16 protein-coding genes are annotated in these 23005 nt (G+C 71.5%); 13 read left to right on the top strand and 3 right to left on the bottom strand.

Annotated elements, in window-relative coordinates; translation table 11 throughout:
* The first annotated feature begins 43 nt into the window (after nucleotides 1-43).
* A complete protein-coding gene (locus ISP_RS23470) occupies nucleotides 44-4156 on the top strand; it encodes a beta-galactosidase (protein ID WP_013226231.1) in 4113 nt (1370 codons plus the stop codon).
* On the opposite strand, the gene ISP_RS23475 is transcribed toward ISP_RS23470, so the two are convergent.
* Together ISP_RS23475 and ISP_RS23480 are read right to left on the bottom strand one after the other, a co-directional pair.
* Nucleotides 4137-4835, bottom strand: coding sequence for a DUF6008 family protein (locus tag ISP_RS23475; RefSeq protein ID WP_013226232.1), 699 nt, complete (start codon nucleotides 4833-4835; stop codon nucleotides 4137-4139). The genes ISP_RS23470 and ISP_RS23475 overlap by 20 nt on opposite strands.
* A 110-nt stretch (nucleotides 4836-4945) precedes the next feature.
* On the bottom strand, nucleotides 4946-5563 hold the full coding sequence (locus ISP_RS23480; RefSeq protein ID WP_014467104.1) for a LysE/ArgO family amino acid transporter: 618 nt from the start codon (nucleotides 5561-5563) through the stop codon (nucleotides 4946-4948).
* Between the two features lie 220 nt (nucleotides 5564-5783).
* On the opposite strand from ISP_RS23480, the gene ISP_RS23485 reads away from it, so the two are divergent.
* On the top strand, nucleotides 5784-6578 hold the full coding sequence (locus ISP_RS23485; protein WP_013226234.1) for an SDR family NAD(P)-dependent oxidoreductase: 795 nt from the start codon (nucleotides 5784-5786) through the stop codon (nucleotides 6576-6578).
* 31 nt (nucleotides 6579-6609) lie between these two features.
* Here the strand turns inward: ISP_RS23485 and ISP_RS23490 are convergent, their stop codons facing one another.
* Nucleotides 6610-8091 (bottom strand): cellulose binding domain-containing protein, encoded by a 1482-nt coding sequence (locus tag ISP_RS23490; protein WP_013226235.1) that lies wholly within the window; start codon nucleotides 8089-8091, stop codon nucleotides 6610-6612.
* Between the two features lie 220 nt (nucleotides 8092-8311).
* On the opposite strand from ISP_RS23490, the gene ISP_RS23495 reads away from it, so the two are divergent.
* The 11 genes from ISP_RS23495 to ISP_RS23545 all read left to right on the top strand — a co-directional run bounded on the left by ISP_RS23495 (nucleotide 8312) and on the right by ISP_RS23545 (nucleotide 22994).
* Complete coding sequence (locus tag ISP_RS23495) at nucleotides 8312-8566, top strand: hypothetical protein (RefSeq protein ID WP_013226236.1); 255 nt, start codon at nucleotides 8312-8314, stop codon at nucleotides 8564-8566.
* A gap of 249 nt (nucleotides 8567-8815) precedes the next feature.
* Complete coding sequence (locus ISP_RS23500; protein ID WP_013226237.1) at nucleotides 8816-9739, top strand: D-alanyl-D-alanine carboxypeptidase family protein; 924 nt, start codon at nucleotides 8816-8818, stop codon at nucleotides 9737-9739.
* The gene (locus ISP_RS23505; protein ID WP_013226238.1) at nucleotides 9736-10707 is read left to right on the top strand and encodes an endonuclease/exonuclease/phosphatase family protein; all 972 of its coding nucleotides are present in this window, start codon (nucleotides 9736-9738) and stop codon (nucleotides 10705-10707) included. The genes ISP_RS23500 and ISP_RS23505 overlap by 4 nt, the downstream gene beginning before the upstream one ends.
* 290 nt (nucleotides 10708-10997) lie before the next feature.
* A complete protein-coding gene (locus tag ISP_RS23510) occupies nucleotides 10998-12041 on the top strand; it encodes a LacI family DNA-binding transcriptional regulator (RefSeq protein ID WP_013226239.1) in 1044 nt (347 codons plus the stop codon).
* A gap of 117 nt (nucleotides 12042-12158) precedes the next feature.
* On the top strand, nucleotides 12159-13142 hold the full coding sequence (locus tag ISP_RS23515; protein WP_013226240.1) for an ABC transporter substrate-binding protein: 984 nt from the start codon (nucleotides 12159-12161) through the stop codon (nucleotides 13140-13142).
* Nucleotides 13143-13191: 49 nt separating this feature from the next.
* Nucleotides 13192-14694 (top strand): sugar ABC transporter ATP-binding protein, encoded by a 1503-nt coding sequence (locus ISP_RS23520; protein WP_014467107.1) that lies wholly within the window; start codon nucleotides 13192-13194, stop codon nucleotides 14692-14694.
* The gene (locus tag ISP_RS23525; RefSeq protein WP_013226242.1) at nucleotides 14691-15737 is read left to right on the top strand and encodes an ABC transporter permease; all 1047 of its coding nucleotides are present in this window, start codon (nucleotides 14691-14693) and stop codon (nucleotides 15735-15737) included. Before ISP_RS23520 ends, ISP_RS23525 begins: the two co-directional genes overlap by 4 nt.
* The gene (yjfF, locus tag ISP_RS23530; RefSeq protein ID WP_013226243.1) at nucleotides 15734-16717 is read left to right on the top strand and encodes a galactofuranose ABC transporter, permease protein YjfF; all 984 of its coding nucleotides are present in this window, start codon (nucleotides 15734-15736) and stop codon (nucleotides 16715-16717) included. Before ISP_RS23525 ends, yjfF begins: the two co-directional genes overlap by 4 nt.
* A gap of 55 nt (nucleotides 16718-16772) precedes the next feature.
* Nucleotides 16773-20597 (top strand): LamG-like jellyroll fold domain-containing protein, encoded by a 3825-nt coding sequence (locus ISP_RS23535; protein WP_013226244.1) that lies wholly within the window; start codon nucleotides 16773-16775, stop codon nucleotides 20595-20597.
* Nucleotides 20598-20667: 70 nt separating this feature from the next.
* Entirely contained in the window at nucleotides 20668-22317 is a 1650-nt protein-coding gene (gene araB, locus ISP_RS23540) for a ribulokinase (protein WP_013226245.1), read from the top strand.
* Nucleotides 22317-22994 carry an L-ribulose-5-phosphate 4-epimerase gene (locus tag ISP_RS23545; RefSeq protein WP_013226246.1) on the top strand — a complete coding sequence of 226 codons (678 nt, stop codon included), beginning with the start codon at nucleotides 22317-22319 and terminating at the stop codon, nucleotides 22992-22994. Before araB ends, ISP_RS23545 begins: the two co-directional genes overlap by 1 nt.
* Nucleotides 22995-23005: the final 11 nt, after the last annotated feature.

Here is a 23005-nt window from a genome sequence, read left to right on the forward strand (position 1 = left end):
TTCGTGTTCGATTGTGGTCCCCGCCGCTTCAGGAGGCCCCCGCATGCGCCCCGCCCGCCGCCGTCGTCGGACGTTCTTCACCGTCCTGCTCTCGATCCTCTTCGCCTTCGCCGGGATTGCCGTCCCGCAGGCTGCCGCGGCTGCGCCCGCCCCCGCTGCGCGGCCCACCCACACCGTCACCTACGACGGCTACTCCTTCCTCGTCGACGGGAAGCGGACCTACCTGTGGTCCGGCGAGTTCCACTCCTACCGCCTGCCCAGTCCCGACCTGTGGCTCGACATCTTCCAGAAGATGAAGGCGGCCGGCTTCAACTCGACGTCGCTGTACTTCGACTGGGGTTACCACTCGCCGCGGCAGGGGGTCTACGACTTCAGCGGCGTGCGGGACCTCGACAAGCTTCTCGACGTGGCGCAGCAGGCCGGCCTCTACGTCATCGCGCGGCCGGGCCCGTACATCAACGCCGAGGTCGACGGCGGTGGGTTCCCGACCTGGCTGTCCACCACGCCCGGGCACACCCGCAGTGCCGACCCGGTCTACCTGAAGTACTCCGACGAGTGGCAGACGCAGATCGACCGGATCATCGCGCGCCACCAGCTGACCAACGGCACCGGCAGCGTGCTGGCCTACCAGGTCGAGAACGAGTACTACAACGGCAACGCCGACGGCCGCGCCTACATGCAGCACCTGGAGGACAAGGCGCGCGCCGACGGCATCACCGTCCCGCTCGTCGGCAACAACAACGGCACCTTCAACGCCGGTGCCGCCGCGCTCGACGTCGACGCCGCCGACTCCTACCCGCAGGGCTTCGACTGCTCGAACCCCACCCGGTGGAACGGCGTGCCGGACATCAGCTACGACCACGTGCCCGGGAAGCCGCTGATCACCGCGGAATTCCAGGGGGGCGCCTTCGACCCGTGGGGTGGCCCGGGCTACGAAAAGTGCGCCCAGCTGATCAACGACCAGTTCGCGAACGTCTTCTACAAGCAGAACATCGCCGTCGGCGCCACCGGGCAGAGCTTCTACATGCTGCACGGCGGCACGTCCTGGGGCTGGAGCGCGATCCCGCAGAACTACACCTCCTACGACTACGGCGCGGCGATCACCGAGGCGCGCCAGTTCGACCCGAAGTACGCCGAAGACAAGCTGATCGGGTACTTCACCCAGTCCGTCGCGCCGCTGACCAAGACCGACGGGCTCGCGGGCGCGCCGCTGACCGATCCGGCGCTCACCGACACCGCCCGGATCAACCCCGACACCCGCACGCAGTTCCACACCCTGCGGCACAGCGACTCGACGTCGACCGCGACGAACACCACCAGCCTCGCGCTCGACCTGGCCGCGCACGCCGGCTACACCTATGACGACCGCGCGGCCGAGGTCGGCTACACCGGCACCTGGAGCCACGTCGGCCCGGAGGTCAACTACACCGGCGGCGACTACCAGCACACCGAGTCGTTCTCGAACGTGACCGGGGACAGCGTCAGCATTCCCTTCACCGGCACCGGGATCCGCTGGGTGACGTCGAAGGACCCGAGCCACGGCATCGCCGACGTCTACCTCGACGACGCCAAGGTCTCTTCGGTCGACCTCTACGCGGCAGGCAAGCAGAACCAGATCACCGGCTACGAGGTCCGCGACCTGCCCGCCGGGCCGCACACGCTGAAGATCGTCGTCACCGGGCAGAAGAACGCGCAGGCCACGTCGCCGTACGTCGTGGTGGACGCCGTCGACCTGCTCTCGGGCAGCACCGACTACTACCCGGTCGTGCCGCAGCAGCCCGGCACCGGCGTCACGCTGAACGGGCGGCAGTCGAAGATCCTGGTCGCCGGCTACGACCTCGGCGCCACGCGGATGCAGTACTCGACGTCGGAAATCATGACGAGCGCCGCCATCGGTGGCCGGGACGTCGCGGTGCTCTACGGTGATCACGGCGGACCCGGCGAAACCGTCCTGCGGTTCTCGAAGCAGCCGGCCGTGCAGGTGCTGGGCGGCGCGGCGATGTCCACATGGGACGCGGCCCGCGGCGACCTGCGGCTGAACTACACCCACGACGGCCTGACCCGCGTGCTCGTCACCGCGCCGGGCGCGCGGCCGCTGCTCCTGCTGCTCGCCGACAAGGCGACGGCGGCGACGTTCTGGCGCCAGGACACCGCGAGCGGCCCGGTCCTGGTCCGCGGCACCCACCTGGTGCGGACCGCGGCCGAGCAGTACGGGCTGCTGTCGCTGACCGGCGACACCGGCACCGACGGTGCGTTCGAGGTCTTCAGCGCGGCGAAGGCGTTGCTGTGGAACGGTTCCTGGGTACCGGTGAAGCCGACCTCGAGCGGCAGCGTCACCGGGACCGCGCCGGCCGCGAACGCCGTGACGCTGCCCGCGCTGACCGGCTGGAAGCACCAGCAGGAGTCCCCGGAGAGCCAGCCCGGGTTCGACGACTCGGCGTGGCCGGTGGCGGACAAGGAAACCACCAACAGCTCGACGGCGCTCGGCACGAAACCCGTTCTCTTCGCCGACGACTACGGCTTCCACACCGGTAACACCTGGTACCGCGGCCACTTCACCGGCGACGGCAAACAGACCGGGATCACCCTGGCCAGCCAGAGCGGCGGCCCGGCCGGGGCGTTCTCGGCGTGGCTCAACGGGGTCTTCCTCGGCAGCTCGACCAGCCCGCAGCACACGTTCACCTTCCCCGCGGGGTCGCTGCACCAGGGCGACAACGAGATCTCGGTGCTGACCGTGAACATGGGTCACGAGGAGGACTACGGCGCCAGCAACGGCAACAAGGCCGCCCGCGGGCTCACCGCGGCGCGGCTGACCGGCGCCGCGCTGACGTCGGTGACCTGGCGGCTGCAGGGCGTCCGCGGCGGGGAAACCGGGCTCGACCCGGTGCGCGGCCCGCTGAACACCGGCGGCCTCTACGGCGAGCGCGCGGGCTGGTCGCTGCCCGGGTTCCCGGAGCGCGGCTGGGCACCGGCTTCGCTCCCGGCGAAGGACACGACCCCCGGCGTCTCGTGGTACCGCACGACCGCGGACCTGGATCTGCCGCGCGGCCAGGACACCTCGCTCGGCTTGACCATCACCGACGACCCGGCGCGGCAGTACCGCGCGCTGATCTTCGTCAACGGCTGGCAGCTCGGCCAGTACGTCAACTACCTCGGGCCGCAGCACAGCTTCCCGATCCCGAACGGGATCCTCAACCCGAACGGCCGCAACACGATCGCCGTCGCGGTGTGGAACCTCGACGGCAGCACCGGCGGCCTCGGCTCGATCGCCTGGACGAACTACGGCAGCTACCGCTCGCCGCTGACCGTCCGGCAGAACTCCTCGCCCGGCTACGACCCCGTGCGGTACGCGATGCCGCCGGCGCCGACGGCCGGGGTGACGCTGACCGCGCCGGACACGGCGTCGGGCGGGCAGCCGTTCACCGCGTCGGCGACCGTGCGGGTGCCGGCGGGCGCGCCGCCGGCGTTCGACGTCAAGCCGGCGCTGACCGCCCCGGCCGGGTGGACCCTCGGCGCCGCCTCGCCGCCCTCGGTGGCGCGGATCGACGGCGGCAAGTCGGCCACGTTCACCTGGACCGTGACCCCGCCCGCCACGGTGGACACCGCCGCGCTGAAGGTCGCGGTGGCCTACCGGCAGGCGGGTCGTCCGGGCTCGGTGTCCGGCGAACGGATCGTGGGCGCGGTGCCCGCGGCGCCGCCCGCCGGGCAGGTGCCGGTCGGCTCCCTGCCCTTCCTCACCGCCACGAACGGCTGGGGCCCGGTCGAGCGCGACACGAGCAACGGCGAAGCGAGCGCGGGTGACGGCAAGCCGATGACCATCGGCGGGGTGGCCTACGCCAAGGGGCTCGGCGTCCACGCGGCGAGCGACGTCCAGCTCTACCTGGCGGGCGCGTGCACCCGGCTGACGGCTTCGGTGGGCGTCGACGGCGAAACCGGCACCGGCGGCAGCGTGCGCTTCAGCGTCTCGGCCGACGGCGTCACCCGGGTGACGACGCCGGTGGTCCGCGGCGGCCAGGCGGCGGTCGCGGTCGACGTCGACGTCACCGGCGCCCAGGTGCTCGACCTGATGGTGGACGACGGCGGTGACGGCAACGGGCAGGACCACGCGGACTGGGCGGTGCCGACGCTGACCTGCGTCACGCCGCCCGCCCGGTGACCGCGGGCAGCGGCCGGAGCACGAAGGTGGCGCGGACCTCCCGCCGTTCACGCCACAGGTGGTACAGCGCGAGCCCGAAGATGATCGAGCCCGCGATGTTGGCCGCGAAGTGCCACCAGACGCGGTAGGTGGTCAGCCCCGGGCCCGGGTCCACGAGACCGAAGAACGTGGACAGCCCGATCGCCCGGGGCGCGCCGAACGCGACCGACAGCGTCAGGACCAGGTGCTCCAGCCCGTGCAGGCCCTGCATCCAGACGCCCATCTTCGCCCAGCGGCGGGTGCGGGTGTTCGTCGCGCGGCGGGTGATCACCATGACGCCCGCCAGGCCGGCGAGGAAGAGGAAGTTGCCGGTGAGGTGCAGCAGCTCCATCCCGAAGGTGGGCCGGCCGGGGAGGACCTGCTGCAGGCCGCTCGCCAGGCCGGTGCCCCACGGCGTCATCCAGGCCGGGGCGTTCGGGTGGCCGAGCCAGTACCCGGCCTGGGCGACGTGCTCCTGGACGTGCCCGAGCTGCCCGAGCACGCCGAAGCCGATCACCGCCAGCGCGCCGCGGTACACCCACCGCCGCACCGGGCCGCGGTTCGCGTAGGCCAGGATGCCCACCGCCGTCCACATGGCCAGCGCCCACAGCACCAGCAGCACCGCGCCCGCGGTGTCCCACCCCGACATCGGCATCGCCATGGCCGCCTCCCGAGCTCGTCCCCTCGACGCTAACTCCGGCCCGGGCCGCCGGACGTCTTCCGGCGTGCGCCGGGAACCGGACAAACCGTTGCACAGCAACGGTTTCCGTCTCAGGTGAGGACAAGCCGGACGGCGAGTGCGGTGATCACGGCACTCGAGACGAGCGCCGTCACCAGCCGGCCGCGCCGCCCGGTGAGGACCCGCCCGAGCAGCGCCCCGCCGCCGGCGAGCGCGGCTTGCCAGCTCGCCGAGGCGGCGAACGCGGCGAGCACGAACACCGCCTGGTCGAGCAGCGGGACGGCCGTGCCGGCGCGGCCGCCGACCACCAGCGCGGTGAAGTAGACGACCGTGGCCGGGTTGACGAGCGTGATGCCGAGCAGGCTGAGGTAGGCGCGACCGGGCGCGAGCGGGGACACCGGCCGCGGGGTGGGGGCGCGGTGGGAACGGACCGCGCGCACGGCGCCGTGGGCGGCGAGCACGAGCAGGATCGCCGCCGAGAGCAGCCGCAGCGGCCCGGCGAACGGGGCGACGACGTCCGCGATCGCGGCGCCGCCGAGCACGGCGACCAGCGCGTACACCCCGTCCGCCGTCGCGACGCCGAGCGCCGCGGCGAGGCCCGTCCGCAGCGACGTGCGGGCGGTGAGGGCCACCAGGTACGTCCCGACGGCCCCGACCGGGATCGCGATGCCGTAGCCGGCGACCAGGCCGGCGAACAGCGCGGCGCTCACGACGCTGGGGTGATCGACCTCCGCGGACGGCACGGCTGCTGCCGGACCGGCGCGGTGGCGGCGGCGACGGTCGGCAGGAGCGGGGTGCGGGGCGTGGTCATGGCGCAGATCGTGACCGCCACCGGGCGGGGAGGCAACCGGGTTTTCCAGCCGGTGGGCTCCGGCGAGCTGTGCTTGAATCGCCCGGAGGGAGGCACGCGAGCGAGAGAGGGCTTTCACGATGCGGGTCGACCTGAGCGGGAAAACGGCACTGGTCACCGGATCCACCCAGGGCATCGGCGCGGCGATCGCGACCGGCCTGGCGGCGGCGGGCGCGCGCGTCGCAATCAACGGCCGGAGCGAGACGGGGGTCCACAAGGCCATCGCGCGGCTGCGCGAGGAGGTGCCGGACGCGGACTTCCTGCCGGCCCCGGGCGACGTCTCCGAGGAGGCCGGCGCGGCCCAGGTGGTCGAAGAGGTGCCGGAAACCGACATCCTGGTCAACAACCTCGGCATCTTCGGCGCGCAGGAGCCCCTGGAGATCACCGACGCCGACTGGCGGCGCTACTTCGAGGTCAACGTCCTGGCCGCGGTCCGGCTCACCCGCGCCTACCTGCCGGGCATGACCGACCGTGGCTGGGGCCGGATCCAGTACATCGCCAGCGATTCCGCGATCGTCATCCCGGCCGAGATGATCCATTATGGAGTGTCGAAGACCGCGCTGCTCGGGGTGTCCCGCGGGTTCGCCAAGCACGCGGCCGGTACCGGTGTCACGGTCAACGCCGTGATCGCCGGCCCGACGCACACCGGCGGTGTCGAGGACTTCGTCTACGAGCTCGTCGACAAGGACCTGCCCTGGGAGGAAGCCCAGCGCGAGTTCATGAAGAAGCACCGCCCGCAATCGCTGCTGCAGCGGCTGATCGAGCCCGAGGAGATCGCGCACCTGGTGGTGTACCTGAGTTCGCCGTTCGCCTCGGCGACCACCGGCGCGGCGGTGCGGGTGGACGGCGGCTACGTCGACGCGATCGTGCCGTGAGGCCGCCGGGCCGCACGGCACGCGGGGTTGCTCAGGGGGTGACGGGGATGTTCGTCAGGCCCGAGCGGGCGTTCGTCACCGTGTTCGACGCGTACACGACGTTCGGATTGGCCGCGCACTTGGACACCGAGCTGATCTTGATCGCGTAGTCGCCCACGCCGCCGAGGTCGGACTTGTTGCCGCGCCACACGTTGCCGCAGCCGTTGTCGAACGACGGGCTCGTGCTCGTGTTGTGGTTCTCGTAGCCGTTGGCGAACGTGCCGGGCGGGGCGAACGTGCCCGTGTTGCCTTCGATCGTGTAACCGATGCCCTTGACGTCGATCCAGGAGTCCGCCGAGTTCTGGCCGGAAATCCCGCGGCCGTCGAAGGTGTTGCCCCGGATCACGCCGCCGAACGTGCCTTCCTTGACGTCGATCGGTTCGGCGGCGATGAACGGGCCGATGTGGTTGTCCAGCACCTGGATCCGGTCGCCGCGGTCGACGCTGCCGGAGTTGCCGTGGCAGCCCCAGTTCGAGTTGGCCGAGCCGAGGTAGACGCCTTCGCCGTAGCCGGGCTGCACGAGCCCGGTGTAGGTGATCGTGGAGTTCTTCAGCACGCTGTCGGCCGACGAGCGGCGGAAGTGCACGCCCTCTTCGTCGATGTGGTGGACGGTGACGCCGTCGATGGTGGTGTGCGGCGAGTTGTCCGCGACGATGCCCTTCTTCGAGTCCTGCACGGTGAACCCGCGGAGCGTCCAGTAGGGCGCGTTCGCCAGCCAGAGGCCGTAGCCGGAGTCCCAGCCGGCGGTCGGTGCCGGGCAGCCGGGGGCGTCGCCGGAGGGGCCGTCGTTGATCAGGACGGCGTTCGCCGGGCCGGAGAGGGTGATCGGCTTGGCCGCGGTGCCGGCTTTGGTGGTGACGAACGAGCCGCGGTAGGTGCCGGCCGCGAGCCGGATCGCCTGCCCGGGAGCGGCGCTCGCGAGCGCGGCCTGCAGCTGGGCGGCCGTCGAGACGTCGACGACGTCGCCGGTGGGCGGGGGCGTGGTGGTGGTCGTCGGTGTCGTGGGCGGGGTCGTCGTGGACGTGGTCGGTGTGGTCGCCGGGGGCGTCGTCACCTGGCCGCCGCCGTCGCACGGGAGGCCGTTGACGGTGCAGCCGGTGGGGAGGCCGGTGCCGGCGACGGTGAAGCCGAAGTTCGCGGTGCCGCCGGGCGGGACGGTGCCGTTGAAGGTCGCGTTGGTGAACCGGTAGTGGCGGCCGGCCTGCGTGCGGACGGAACTCCAGGAGCTGCTCACGGCCGAACCGGCGGGCAGGTCGAACTCGACGGTCCAGCCGGTGGCGGCGGTGTCGCCGCGGTTGGTGACGGTGTAGCCGCCGCCGTAGCCACTGGTCCAGACCGACGTCTGCGCGAAAGCCGCGGCCAGGTTCGCCGCGGCGGCCGCCGCCCCACCGAGCGCGGCGGTGACGGCGACGGCGGCGGAAATGCTGACGGCGCCGAGGAAAACGGCGCGGCGGGACGAGGATCGTGGGGACACCGATGGCCTCCGGAAAGCGGAACTGCGGAGGTGTTGCGGCGGACACCCGGACTTTTCCTTTATAGGGCACCGCCCTGACGTCAGTCAACAGGATGAACAATGATCACATACGTGAATATGACACTTTACGGTGACGCGGAGCTGAAGAGACGTTCGACGGGGAATTCTTCCCGGTGAACCCCTTGGCACGCAGGGGAAAGCTTGGCGGAAGGAGAGCACGATGAACACCCGGATCGCTTCTTGGGCGACGGCCGCTGAGCTCACGGTTTCCGCGGTGGTGGCCACGGCCGCTCCGGCCTCGGCGGACATGGTGCCGGGCAGCTCGACCCAGTTCTACGCGTACTGCGCGGTGGACCTGCTCGGGGTGCCGGTCAGCTGCACGCAGACGGACCAGGCGCACTCGTCGCACATCTGCCAGTACCTCGCGACCCCGCTCGGCTTGGGCCTCGACTGCATCCAGCGCTCGGCCCAGTGACCCGACGGCGGCCGGCCGGTGTCCGCTGAAGGGGGCTTTCCTCGCGGGTGAGGGGAGCTCCCTTCGGCGTGCCGGACGCCGGGTGGCTGAGGCCCGGCTTGTTGTGGCCCTCCGGCGCCCTCCTCTGGTACAAGATCGGGACATTCCTGGTTCAAACCTGTCGAACATCCCCGACAAAGCGGCGATCTTCTCCGGACAAAGTGACCGGTGTGCGCTTCACCGAGCGCACCCGGCACCCGGAGGAAACCGATGGCCCGTACCCGCATCCCACCCGTCGCCGCGGGGGTGGCCGCCGCCGTGGCGGTGGGGCTCGCCGTCACCTGGTGGGTTGTCTTCCCGCCCGAGACCGCCGGGCGGGCGCTGGCCGGACGGCCGGACGTCGACCTTGCGCTGCCTTGGCCCGTCGAGGGGCAGTCGAGTGCCGAAGTGCAGAACCTCGGGTCGCTCGGCAGCCGTGGTGAACAGCGGCCCGTGCCGATCGCCAGCGTCACCAAGGTCATGACCGCCTACGTCGTGCTCAAGGACCACCCCCTCGGCGCCGACGAGGCCGGCCCGGAGGTCACCGTCGACGAGCAGGCCGAAGCCGAGGCCACCTCGGCCGAGGAATCGAGCGCGCCGGTCCGGGCCGGGCGCCGGTTCAGCGAGCGCGATCTGCTCGCCCTGATGCTCGTGCCCTCCGGCAACAACGTCGCCCGCCTGCTCGCCCGGTGGGACGCCGGCAGCCAGGACGCCTTCGTCGCGAAGATGAACCGCGAGGCCGCCGCCCTCGGCATGACCAGCACCAGCTACACCGGCGCCAGCGGTGTCGAAGACTCGACCACGAGCACCGCCACCGACCAGCTGCGGCTGGCTCGCGAAGCGATGAAGAACCCGGTGATCCGGGCCATCGCCGCCACCCCGAGCCTGCGGATCGACGGCGTGCCGGGCGCGGTCGTCAACACGAACACCCTCCTCGGCCACGACGGCGTCATCGGGCTGAAGACCGGCTCGTCGACCGCCGCCGGCGGGGCGCTGATGTGGGCCGCGCAGGCCCGCGACGGCGCCCTGATCCTCGGCGTCGTCCTCCACCAGAGCCCGGGCGGGACCCCGGCGGCCGGGCTGCGGGCCGCGCTCGAGAACAGCCAGAAGCTCATCGCCGCGATCCAGCGGGAGCTGCCGGCGGCCACCCGATGACCGCGACGACCGAAACGATCCAGCTGCCGGCCGCCCCCGCGCGCCGGGCCGGGGCTTGGCGCCGCGGCCGGGTCATCGCCGCCTTCGCCGTCCTGATCGCGCTGCTGCTGCTCGCGCACCCGCTGGTGCCCAACTGGGCGGGCAACGCCGGCAGCCTGCTGGAGACGTTCCTGCCCTGGACCGGCCTGCTCGTCGTGCCGCTGCCGGCCGCGGCGCTGGTCCGGCGCTCGGCGCTCGCCCTCGTGGCCCTCCTGCTGCCCGCCCTGGTCTGGGGCGGTTTCTTCGGCGGCAGGCTCTTCGACAAGCGCGGCCCGGGCGGGGACCTCACGGTCGTCTCGCACAACGTGAACGACGAGAACCCGGACCCGGCGGGCACCGCGCGCGCCCTGGCCGCCTCGGGCGCCCAGGTCATCGCGCTCGAGGAGCTGAAGAAGTCCGAGGTCCCCAAGTACGAGGACGCCCTGGCCGTGGGGTACCCGTACCACTCCGTCCAGGGCACCGTCGGAGTGTGGAGCACCTTCCCGCTGCGTGCCACGCGGCCGGTCGCGATCATGCCGTGGACCCGCGCGCTGGAGACCACTGTGGACACTCCGAAGGGCCCGGTGGCGGCCTTCGTGGCGCACCTGCCTTCGGTGCGCGTACGCCTCGACGCGGGGTTCACCGCGAACGGCCGTGACGCGGCGATGGGCCTGCTCGCCGACGCCATCGCCGCGGAATCCGCGCCGCGGACCGTGCTCGTCGGCGATTTCAACGGCACCGCCGACGACCGCGCGCTCGCGCCGATCACCCGGCGCCTGCACAGCGCTCAGGACGAGGCCGGCGACGGGTTCGGCTTCAGCTGGCCCGCGGGTCTGCCCCTGGCCCGGATCGACCAGATCTTCGTCGCCGGCGTGCGACCGGTGGCGGCTTGGACGCTGCCCGCGACCGGCAGCGACCACCTGCCCGTCGCCGCCATCGTGGCGTTCTGACTCCGTCGCCCCGGAGCCGTCGGACCGGCCGCCGAAAGTGGTGGTAGACGCCCCGCGAGAGTGGCGAACATGCCGTTGAACACCGGGCGGCGCTGACGGGCGGTGAATTTCAAACGACGCTCCGCGCAGGTCGCGCCGTCGAATTCGTCGTCGAGGCCATGTGAAGGGCATGTGACTAGACCGTTACGCGGCCCGGTCTTGACCCCGTGGGTGTTATCGCTAACACTAACTCCTCGTCGTCACCGGAACAGTGACGCAGACCATGTCGGAGCGGACGGAAGGGGACGCCGGTGGCCGAACGACCCCGCTCCGGCGGCCCCGTCAAGGCGACCACCGCCGGGACGCGGCAGCCGAGCCTGACCGACGTCGCGGGGGTGGCGGGCGTGTCCCACATGACCGTGTCCCGGGTGATCAACGGGACCGGCCCGGTGCGCCCCGAAACCCGGGCCCGGGTGCTCGCGGCGATCGAGGAACTGGGCTACCGGCCCAATTCCGCGGCCCGGGCACTGGTCACCGGGCGGACCGGCACGCTCGGCGTGGTCGCGCTCGAATCCAATTTGTACGGTCCGGCCAGCACGCTGTACGGCATCGAGAACGCCGCCCGGGAAGCCGGGTACGCGATCACGATCTCCAGTGTCAGCCGTCCTGGCCGGTCTTCGATCGCCGACGCGGTGGAGAACCTGCGCCGCCAGGCGGTCGAGGGCGTCATCGTGATCGCCCCGCACGTCAGTGCGGGCCGGGCGCTGGAAGCGGCGCCCGCGGACTTCCCGGTCGTCGCGGTCGGCGGTGGAGAGGCGGCACCGGTGCCGGTCATCTCCGTCGACCAGCGCGACGGCGCCCGCCGCGCCACCGAACACCTCCTGGCGCTGGGCCACCGCACGGTGTGGCACATCGCCGGGCCGGAGGACTGGCTGGAGGCCCGAGACCGCGAACTCGGCTGGCGGGAAACCCTGGAACGCCACGGCGTCGGGGCCCCGCGGGTGATCCGCGGCGACTGGAGCTCCCGGTCGGGCTACGAGGCGGGGCGATCCCTCGCCAAGGAAAAGGATCTGGACGCCGTCTTCGCCGGCAACGACCAGATGGCACTGGGCCTGTTGCGCGCGTTCGCCGAAGCGGGCATCTCGGTGCCGCGGGACGTGCGCGTGGCGGGCTTCGACGACGTCCCCGAGGCGGCGTACTTCACGCCGCCGCTGACGACGGTGCGCCAGGACTTCATCGAAGTCGGACGGCGTACGTTCGGCCTGCTGGCCGGGCGGATGGACGGAGGCGACCGGCACGCGCGCGCCCTGGTCGTCCCCGAGTTGATCGTGCGCGAGAGCACCGGACCGCGCTAGCGCGGCGGCCGGCGGGGACCGGTGGTTCCCGAGGGATTGTTAGCGCTAACACGCACAACCCAGTTTCACCCGATAGTCCCCACCAAGGTTTTCCCACTGATCATCGTCGATCGAGGAGTGAACGTGCTGAAGAAGCGATGGGCCGCCGCGGCGGCCGCGGCGGCCGGACTCGTGCTGCTCACCGCCTGCGGGAGCGGCGGTTCGTCCGGCAGCTCGGCCGGCGGAGCCGTCACGCTCGGCTTCGCCCAGGTGGGCGCCGAGAGCGGCTGGCGGACGGCGAACACGAAGTCGATCCAGGAATCGGCGAAGACCGCCGGGATCGAACTCAAGTTCTCCGACGCGCAGCAGAAGCAGGAGAACCAGATCTCCGCGATCCGCTCGTACATCCAGCAGAAGGTCAAGGTCATCGCCTTCTCGCCGGTCGTCGAGTCCGGCTGGGACACCGTCCTCAAGGAGGCCAAGACGGCCAACATCCCGGTCATCCTCACCGACCGGGCGATCGACTCGCCGGACAAGTCCCTCTACAAGACCTTCCTCGGCTCGGACTTCGTCGCCGAGGGCAAGAAGGCGGGGGAGTGGCTGACCAAGGAGTACGGCAGCGCCACCGGCGACGTGAACATCGTCGAGCTGCAGGGCACCACCGGCTCGGCGCCGGCGAACGACCGCAAGAAGGGCTTCGGTGACGTCATCGCGGCGGACCCGAAGTACAAGATCGTCGCCTCGCAGACCGGTGAGTTCACCCGCGCCAAGGGCAAGGAGGTCATGGAGGCCTTCCTGAAGTCCCAGCCCAAGATCGACGTCCTCTACGCCCACAACGACGACATGGCCCTCGGTGCCATCGAGGCCATCGAAGCCGCGGGCAAGGTCCCGGGCAAGGACATCAAGATCGTCTCGGTCGACGCCGTGAAGGACGGGATGCAGGCGCTCGCCGACGGCAAGATCAACCACATCGTCGAGTGCAACCCGCTGCTCGGCCCGCAGCTGATGGACCTGGTGAAGAAGGTCGCGGCCGGCGAGCAGGTGCCCGCCCGCATCGAGACCAAGGAAACCGAGTTCGACCAGGCGGCGGCCAAGACCGCACTGCCGCAGCGCCAGTACTGATCCGACCCGCGTCCACCCCGGAGCACACCAAATGCCTGAACCGCAGCCCATGGTGCGGATGAGCGGTATCCGCAAGGAGTTCCCCGGCGTCCTCGCCCTCGACGGGGTCGACTTCCGGATGTACCCCGGCGAAGTCCACGCCCTGATGGGCGAGAACGGCGCCGGCAAGTCCACCCTCATCAAGGTGCTGACCGGGGTGTACGGGGTGGACGCGGGCACGATCGAACTCAATGGCGACGAGGTCGCCTTCACCGGGCCCGGCGAGGCCCAGCAGGCCGGCATCAGCACGGTCTACCAGGAAGTCAACCTCTGCCCGAACCTGTCCGTGGCGGAGAACGTCTGCCTCGGCCGGGAACCCCGCCGCTTCGGCCGCATCCAGTGGGGCCTGATGCGGCGGCGGGCCGAGGAGCTGCTGGCCCGGCTGGACGTCCACGTGGACGTCTCGGCCGAGCTGTCCACCTGTTCCATCGCGGTGCAGCAGCTGGTCGCGATCGCCCGCGCGCTCGATGTCGACGCGCGGGTGCTCGTGCTCGACGAGCCGACGTCCAGTTTGGACGCCGGCGAGGTCGAGAAACTGCTCAAGGTCGTCCGGGCCCTGCGCGAAACCGGGATGGCGATCCTGTTCGTGTCCCACTTCATCGACCAGGTCTTCGCCATCGCCGACCGGATGACCGTGCTGCGCAACGGAAAACTGATCGGCGAGTACCCCACCGCGGAGATCACGCCGGTGGAGCTCGTCACCAAGATGATCGGCAAGGAGCTCCAGGTCCTCGAGGACCTGGAGGACTCCGGGCCCAGCCGGGCCGAGGTCGCCGGCGCGCCGGTGCTGCTGGCCGCCGAAGGCCTCGGCCGCAAGGGCGGGGTCGCGCCCTTCGACCTCGACATCCACGCCGGCGAGGTCGTCGGGCTGGCCGGCCTGCTCGGCTCCGGCCGCACCGAACTCGCCCGGCTGCTCTTCGGCGCCGACCACGCCGACAGCGGCTCGGTGAAGGTCGACGGCGACCCGACGTCGCTGCGCACCCCGCGCGCCGGCCTCGACCACAAGATCGCGTTCCTCTCGGAGAACCGCAAGGCCGAAGGGCTCGTCGAAGAGCTCACCGTCCGGGAGAACATCGTCCTGGCGCTGCAGGCCTCCCGCGGCTGGGCGCGGCCGCTGTCCCGCCGCCGCCAGGACGAAATCGCCGAGAAGTACATCAAGACGCTCGACATCCGGCCCGCCAACCCCGAAGCGCTGGTGGGCAACCTCTCCGGCGGCAACCAGCAGAAGGTGCTGCTGGCCCGCTGGCTCATCACCGAGCCGCGGCTGCTGATCCTCGACGAGCCCACGCGCGGCATCGACATCGGCGCGAAGACGGAGATCCAGCGGCTGGTCACCCAGCTCTCGGCCGAGGGGATGGCCGTCGTGTACATCTCCGCCGAACTCGAAGAGGTCCTGCGGCTGAGCCACCGGGTGGTGGTGCTGCGGGACCGCAAAGTCGTGGCGGAGCGGGAAAACCAGGCGCTCACCGCGGACGACATCATGGCCACGATGGCCGAGGGGGTGCAGGCATGACCCGCATGACGAAACACCGGCTCTTCTGGCCCGTGGTGGCCCTGCTGGTGCTGCTGGTGGGCGACCTGATCGCGAGCCCGTCCTTCTTCAAGATCGAGCTGCGCGACGGGCACCTCTACGGCAACCTCGTCGACATCCTCAAGAACGGCGCCCCGCTGATCCTCATCGCGATCGGCATGACGCTGGTGATCGCCACCCGCGGCATCGACCTCTCGGTCGGCTCGGTCGTGGCGATCAGCGGCGCGCTCGCGTGCCTGTGGGTCAGCGGCCACCCCGACGGCGCCGGCACGACGCTGATCGCGTTCGGTCTCGCGCTGGGCCTGTCGCTGGTGCTCGGGGTGTGGAACGGCTGGCTCGTCGCGGCACTGGGCATCCAGCCGATCATCGCCACGCTGATCCTGATGGTCGCCGGGCGGGGCATCGCGCAGCTGATCACCGACGGGCAGATCATCACCGTCAACTCCCACTCCTTCGAGTGGATCGGCAGCGGGTTCCTGGTCACCCTGCCCAGCGCCATCCTCATCGCGCTGGCGGTGTTCGTGCTGGCGTCGGTGCTCGTCCGCCGGTCCGCGCTCGGCCTGCTGGTCGAGGCCGTCGGCGGCAACCCCGAAGCCAGCCGCCTGGCCGGCCTGCGCTCGGCGCGGCTGACCTGGCTCGTCTACGTCTTCTGCGCGCTGTGCGCGGGCATCGCCGGGCTGATGATCAGCGCGAACGTGCACAGCGCCGACGGCAACCACGCCGGCCTGTTCATCGAGCTCGACGCGATCCTCGCCGTCGTGGTCGGCGGCACCCAGCTGACCGGCGGCCGGTTCTCCCTCGGCGGCTCGGTGATCGGCGCGCTGCTCATCCAGACGCTCACCACCACCGTCTACGCCCTCGGCATCCCGCCCGAGGCGATCATGCTGTTCAAGGCCCTGGTCGTGCTGGCGGTGTGCCTCCTGCAGTCGCCGGCCTTCCGCCGGAAGCTCCGGCGCCGCCGGACGCACCGGCCGGGGCAGCCGGCCGCCACGCCCGCTCCCGAGAAGGTGGAGGTCACGGCATGACCACGCTCGCCCGCGTCAAGGGCTACCGGCCGCAGCAGCGGCACCTGCCGATCCTCGCGACGATGGCACTGCTCATCGGGGCGTACATCTTCGGCGCGTCGAGCTACGAGGCGTTCGGCTCCGGCCAGGTCGTCCTCGACCTGTTCATCAACAACGCCTTCCTGCTCGTGGTCGCCGTCGGCATGACGTTCGTGATCCTCACCGGCGGCATCGACCTGTCCGTCGGGTCGGTGGTCGCCCTGTCCACCGTGATCTCCGGCGACCTCATGCAGAAGCACGGCTGGCCGGCGTACGCGGCCATCGCGGTGGTCCTGGTGGTGGGCGCGCTGCTGGGCGCCGGGATGGGCGCGTTGATCCACTTCTTCGAGATCCAGCCGTTCATCGCGACGCTGATCGGGATGTTCTTCGCGCGCGGCCTCTGCTACACGATCACCACCGAGGCCTACTCGATCGACAACGCGACGATCGCCACCCTGGCCCAGACGCAGATCCCGCTCGGCGGCGAGCTGCACATCTCGATCAGCGTGGTGGTCGCCCTCCTGGTCGTCGCCGCCGCGGCCTACGTCCTGGCCTTCACCCGGTTCGGGCGCACGGTCTACTCGATCGGGGGCAACGCCCAGTCGGCGATGCTGATGGGCCTCAAGACGGGCCGCACCAAGATCGCGGTGTACACGATCAGCGGGGTCTGCTCGGCGCTCGGCGGGCTGCTGCTGGTGCTCTACAAGTCCTCGGGCGACCCGCTCAACGGCGTCGGCCTGGAGCTGACGGCGATCGCCGCGGTCGTCATCGGCGGCACCATCCTCACCGGCGGCTCCGGGTACGTGCTCGGGACCGTGCTGGGGATCATGGTGCTCGGCATCATCCAGACGCTGATCACCTTCGACGGCACCCTCAACTCCTGGTGGACCTCGATCATCACCGGGGCCCTGCTCTTCGTCTTCATCGTCCTGCAACGCCTCGTCACCCGACGGACCCGCTGACACCCGGTCCGCCACCCCGGTGGATCATGTGAACGCTCACACTCAAGGGAGAGTCATGCACCGCAGACTGCGGCGGCCCATGGCCGTGCTCGCCGCGCTGGCGCTGTGCTCCGGTGTTCCGGTTGCGGTCGCGCCGGCCGCCTCGGCCGCCGCCGACCCGGGCCTGGCCGGGCACTGGGCGTTCGACGACGGCAGCGGCACGACCGCGGCCGACACGGCGGGCAGCCACCCGGCGACGCTGACCGACGGGGCAGGCTGGGGCCCGGGCATCCGCGGCGGCGCCCTGACGACCGATGGGTCCAGGGGTTTCGCCGACGCCGGGGCGCCGGTGCTCGACACGACCAAGAGTTTCTCCGTGAGCAGCTGGGTGAAGCTGGACAAGACGTCCGGCTACCAGACGTTCGTCAGCCTCGACGGTGCCCAGGTCAGCAACTTCTTCCTGCAGTTCCGTGACGATTCCCGCCGGTTCGCCTTCACCCGCCTGGCCGGGGACGCCCCGACCGACGGTGTGGTCGCGTCGGCGAACTTCGATCCCGTGGCCGGCCAGTGGTACCAGCTGACCGGCGTGTACGACGCGGGCATGTCAACGCTGTCGCTGTACGTCGACGGCACCCGCCAGGCCACCGTCGCCGCACCCACCGCGTGGGCGGGCTCCGGGCACCTGGTGATCGGCCGCGGCAAGTACGGCGGCAACCCGGTGGACTTCGTCGACGGTTCGATCGACGACGTCCGCGCCTACTCGGGCGCCCTGACCGGCGCCGGCGCCGCCCGCCTGGCCATCGCCGGGCACTGGGGCCTCGACGAGGGCACCGGCACCACGACGGCCGACGACTCCCTCGACGCGCGCACCGCCACCCTGACCGGCGGCGCGACTTGGGGCGACGGTGTCGTCGGCGCGCACGGCGTCGCCTTGAACGGCACCGACGCCGCGGTCGACGCCCCGGCTCCGGTCGTGGACACCGCGCAGAGCTTCTCGGTGTCGGCGTGGCTCAAGCCCACCTCGGCCGGCGGCTTCCGGACGGCCGTGAGCGTCGACGGTTCGACGATCAGCGGCTTCTACCTCCAGCGCGCCGCCGACGGCCGGTTCGCCTTCGCCCGCCGCGCGGCCGACGGTGACTCCGCCGCGTCCTCGGCGGTGTCCACGCTGCCCGCGCAGGCCGACCAGTGGCAGCACGTCGTCGGCGTCTACAACCGGGCGGCCGGCACGCTTTCCCTGTACGTCAACGGAACCCTGCAGCAGAGCGTCCCGTACACCACGCCGTGGACCGCGGCCGGGCACCTGGAGATCGGGCGCGGCAAGTGGGCAGGCAGCCCGGCCGACTGGTTCGCCGGCGGCATCGACGACGTCCGCGCGTACCCGACGCCGCTGACCTCCTCCGCCGTCGCCGCGCTGGCCGCGAGCGGGTCGTGGCACTTCGACGAAGGCGCCGGCACAGTGGCTCGCGACGCCTCGGCGAACGCCGCCGACGGCACGCTGAAGGGGGCCACCTGGACCGCCGGGGCGGCCGGCAAGGCCGTCCAGCTCGACGGCAAGTCCACTGTGGACATGGGCAGCTCGCCCGCGTTCGACACCGGCACCGGGTCGCTGTCGCTGGCCGCCTGGTTCCGCACCACCGCGGCGGGCACGCTGGTCGACCACGGCGACGGCTACGCGCTCGGCGTGACCGGCGGCAAGCTCACCGCCCGCGTCGGCACGATCCAGGTGACCACGAACGGCGGCGGGCTCGCCGACGGGAACTGGCACCACGCCGCCCTCGTCCTCGACCGCGCCGCCCAGCGGCTCACCGTCTACGCCGACGGCGACGCGGCCGCGGTCACCAGCACCTGCGGTACGCCCACCGGCACGACGCTGGACGTCGCCGCCTGCCCGGCTTCGGGCACCGCGGCGGCGCCGTTCACCGTCGGCTCCGGCTTCACCGGTGCCGTCGACGAGGTCGAGCTGCGCCGCTTCCCGCTCACCGCGGCGCAGATCGGCACCCTGGCCGGGGCCAACCAGCTGGCCGTGGACGCCAACGTCGTCCGCGCCAACACCCGGCCGACCACCTACGGCTCGATCCTCGAAGACATCAGCCACTCGGTCGAAGGCGGCCTCTACGCCGAGCTCGTCCGCAACCGCACCTTCAAGGAGGGCTTCCAGCCCGGCAGCGGCGCGGGCGACACGCCGGTGCCGTACTGGTCGCTGGTCACCTCGGCGGGTGCGACCGGTGCCTACTCGGTCGACACCGCGAACCCGCTGAACACCGCGCTCGACCGCTCGCTGAAGCTGCACGCCGACGCGGTCCCGGCGGCGGGCCGGGTGGCCGCCGCGAACGTCGGCTTCTACGGCGTCGCCGCGAAGCCGTCCACGAAGTACACCGGCAGCTTCTTCGCCAAGGGCACGTGGACCGGCGGGGTCCGGGTCAGCCTGGAGAAGCCGGACGGCACGGTGCTGGCGAGCAAGGACCTCCAGCCGGTCGGCGCGACCTGGGCGCAGCAGACGTTCAGCTTCACGACGCCGTCGACGATCACCGCCTCCACCGACAACCGGATCGTCGTGTCCCTGGTCAACAAGGGCAAGAAGGTGCTGGGCGGCGACGTCTGGTTCCAGCAGGTGTCGCTGTTCCCGCCGACCTTCAAGAACCGGCCCAACGGCGTCCGCGCCGACCTCGGGCAGAAGCTCGCGGCGATGAAGCTCGGCCTGTTCCGCGTCCCGGGCGGCAACTACCTCGAGGGCAACACGCTCGACACGCGGTTCGCGTGGAAGAACTCCATCGGCCCGCTCGAGCAGCGGCCCGGCCACCAGAACACCGCGTGGGGCTACTGGTCCACCGACGGCTTCGGCATCCTCGACTACCTGAAGCTCGCCGAGGACATCGGCGCCCAGCCGCTGCTCGCGCTGTTCGCCGGCTACACCCTGAACGGTCAGCACGTCGACCAGGCCGACTATCCGCAGTACGTGCAGGAAGCCCTCGACGAGATCGAGTACGCCATCGGCGACAGCTCGACGACCTGGGGCGCCAAGCGGATCGCCGACGGGCACGCGGCGCCGTTCGACCTGCACTACGTCGAGGTCGGCAACGAGGACTGGTTCGACGGCTCGGGCAGCTACGCCTGGCGTTTCACGGACATGTTCAACGCCATCAAGGCGAAGTACCCGCAGCTGACCGTCATCGCGACGACCGGCGGCCTGCAGGGCGGGGCCGCGTCGAGCACGTCGACCGGGGTGCGCCCGGACGCCGCGGACGACCACTACTACCAGTCGCCGCAGTGGTTCACCGACAACTCGACCCGCTACGACACCGCCGACCGCAGCGGCCCGGACATCCTCGTCGGCGAGTACGGCGCCCAGGACGGCCGGCCCACCGGCACCCTGGCCGCCGCCATCGGCGAGGCCGCGTTCCTCACCGGGCTCGAACGCAACAGCGACGTCGTCATCGGCTCGATGTACGCGCCGGTGCTGGTGCACGAGAACCAGGCCAGCTGGCCGGTCAACCTGATCGGGCTCGACGCCGGGAGCAGCTACGGTTCGCCGTCGTACTGGGTGCAGCAGATGTTCTCCAGCACCCTCGGCAAGCAGATCGTCACCAGCCGCCTCAACCAGGGCAGTCCCCTGCGGCAGGTGGTCAACGTGACCACGAAGAGCGGGAGGAAGACCTTCACGGTCAAACTCGTCAACCCGACTCCGCAGGTGCAGACCGCACGGCTGGCGCTCACCGGCGTCACCGCCGTCGACGGCACCGGCACGCTCACCACGCTCACCGGCGACCCGGCGGGGCGCAACAGCCTCGCCGCGCCGACCGCCATCGTGCCGCAGACCAGGGAGATCACCGGCCTGGCCGCGACGTCGAAGCTGACGTTGCCGGCCAACTCCGTGACGACACTGGTCCTCACCGGCCGCTAAGACCCCGGGACGCGGCGCGTTCACCGCCGCCCGCGCCGCGTCCCGGTCACCAACCAGGAGGGAAGACACCGTGGGAGAACCACTCACCGTCGGCGTCGACTTCGGCACGCTGTCGGGCCGCGCGGTGGTCGTGCGCGTGGCTGATGGGGCCGAACTCGGCTCCGGCGTCTTCGAGTACCCGCACGGGGTGCTCGACGAGACGCTGCCCGCCACGGGCCGCGCGTTGCCGCCGGAATGGGCGCTGCAGGTGCCGGCGGACTACGTCGGGGTGCTGCGCAACGCCGTCCCGGCGGCGCTGCGGGACGCCGGCGTCGACGCGGCCGACGTCGTCGGCATCGCCACCGACTTCACCGCGTGCACGATGGTGCCGACGACCGCGGACGGGACGCCGCTGTGCGAACTGCCCGAGTTCGAGGGCAACCCGCACGCGTACGTGAAGCTCTGGAAGCACCACTCGGCGCAGCCGCAGGCCGTGCGGATCAACGACCTGGCCCGCGCCCGCGGCGAGAAGTGGCTCCCGCGCTACGGCGGGCTGATCTCCTCGGAGTGGGAGTTCGCGAAGGCCTTGGAGCTGTTCGAAGAAGCGCCCGAGGTCTACGCCGCCATGCGGCACTGGGTGGAGGCGGCCGACTGGATCGTCTGGCAGCTCGCCGGCACCTACGTCCGCAACGCCTGCACGGCCGGCTACAAGGGCATCCTGCAGGACGGCCAGTACCCCAGCCGCGACTTCCTCCGCGAGCTCGCCCCCGGCTTCGAGTCCTTCGTGGCCGACAAGCTGGAGCACCCGCTGGGCCAGCTGGGCTCCCGCGTCGGGTCGCTGACCGCGGAAGCCGCGGCCTGGACCGGGCTGCCCGAGGGCATCGCGGTCGCGGTCGGCAACGTCGACGCGCACGTCACCGCGCCCGCCGCCCAGGCCGTCGAGCCCGGGCAGATGGTGGCGATCATGGGCACCTCGACCTGTCACGTGATGAACGGCGCCGAGCTGCGCGAGGTCCCCGGCATGTGCGGGGTCGTCGAGGGCGGCATCGTGGCCGGGCTCTGGGGGTACGAGGCCGGCCAGAGCGGTGTCGGCGACATCTTCGGCTGGTTCGTCGAGCACGGCGTCCCGGCGTCCTACGAAGGGCACGAGCACCTCACCCGCCTCGCCGCCCAGCAGGAGATCGGCGAACACGGCCTGATCGCGCTGGACTGGCACAGCGGCAACCGGTCGGTGCTGGTCGACCACGAGCTCTCCGGCGTGGTCGTCGGGCAGACGCTCGCCACCCGCGCCGAGGACGTCTACCGCGCGCTGCTGGAGGCCACCGCCTTCGGCACCCGGAAGATCATCGAAACGTTCAACGCCGCCGGTGTCCCGGTCACCGAGCTGATCATCGCGGGCGGGCTGACGAAGAACGCGCTGCTCATGCAGATCTACGCCGACGTCACCAACCTCCCGCTGTCGGTGATCGGCTCGGCGCAGGGACCCGCGCTCGGCTCGGCCATCCACGCGGCCGTCGCCGCCGGGGCCCACGCGGACATCCGCGCGGCCGCCGCCGCGATGGGCTCGGTCGAGCGCGCGGTGTACCGGCCGGTGCCCGCGCACGTCGCCGCCTACGACGAGCTGTACGCCGAATACACGCAGCTGCACGACTACTTCGGCCGGGGCGGCAACGATGTCATGCACCGCCTGGCCGCCCGCCGCCGTGCCGTTTCGAAGGCCGTCGCGAAAGGACAGTCCTGATGTCGCTGACCGGTGAAGTGCTCGACACCGTCGCCGAACTCCGGGAGACGGTCGCGAAGCTGCACGGCGAGCTGACCCGCAACGAGCTGGTCATCTGGACCGCGGGCAACGTCTCGGCGCGGGTCCCGGGCCGGGACCTGCTGGTCATCAAGCCGTCGGGGGTGTCCTACGACGACCTGTCCGCCGACACCATGGTCGTCACCGACCTGGACGGCGAGCTGGTCGAAGGCGACCTCGCGCCGTCGTCGGACACCGCCGCGCACGCCTACGTCTACCGGCACATGCCGGAGATCGGCGGCGTCGTGCACACGCACTCGACCTACGCCACGGCGTGGGCGGCCCGCGGCGAACCGATCCCGTGCGTGCTGACGATGATCGCCGACGAGTTCGGCGGGGACATCCCGGTCGGGCCGTTCGCCCTGATCGGCGACGACTCCATCGGCCGCGGCATCGTCGAAACGCTTCGCTCGAGCCGCTCGCGCGCGGTGCTGATGCGCAACCACGGCCCGTTCACCGTCGGCCGCACCGCCCGCGACGCGGTCAAGGCCGCGGTGATGGTCGAGGACGTGGCCCGCACCGTCCACAAGGCCTTCGAGCTCGGCACGCCCGAACCCCTCCCGCCCGAGGACGTCGACCGGCTCTACGCCCGGTACCAGAACGTCTACGGCCAGCACTGATCTTCCCAAGG

It is taken from the genome of Amycolatopsis mediterranei (assembly GCF_026017845.1).
GTDB classification, from domain to species: domain Bacteria; phylum Actinomycetota; class Actinomycetes; order Mycobacteriales; family Pseudonocardiaceae; genus Amycolatopsis; species Amycolatopsis mediterranei.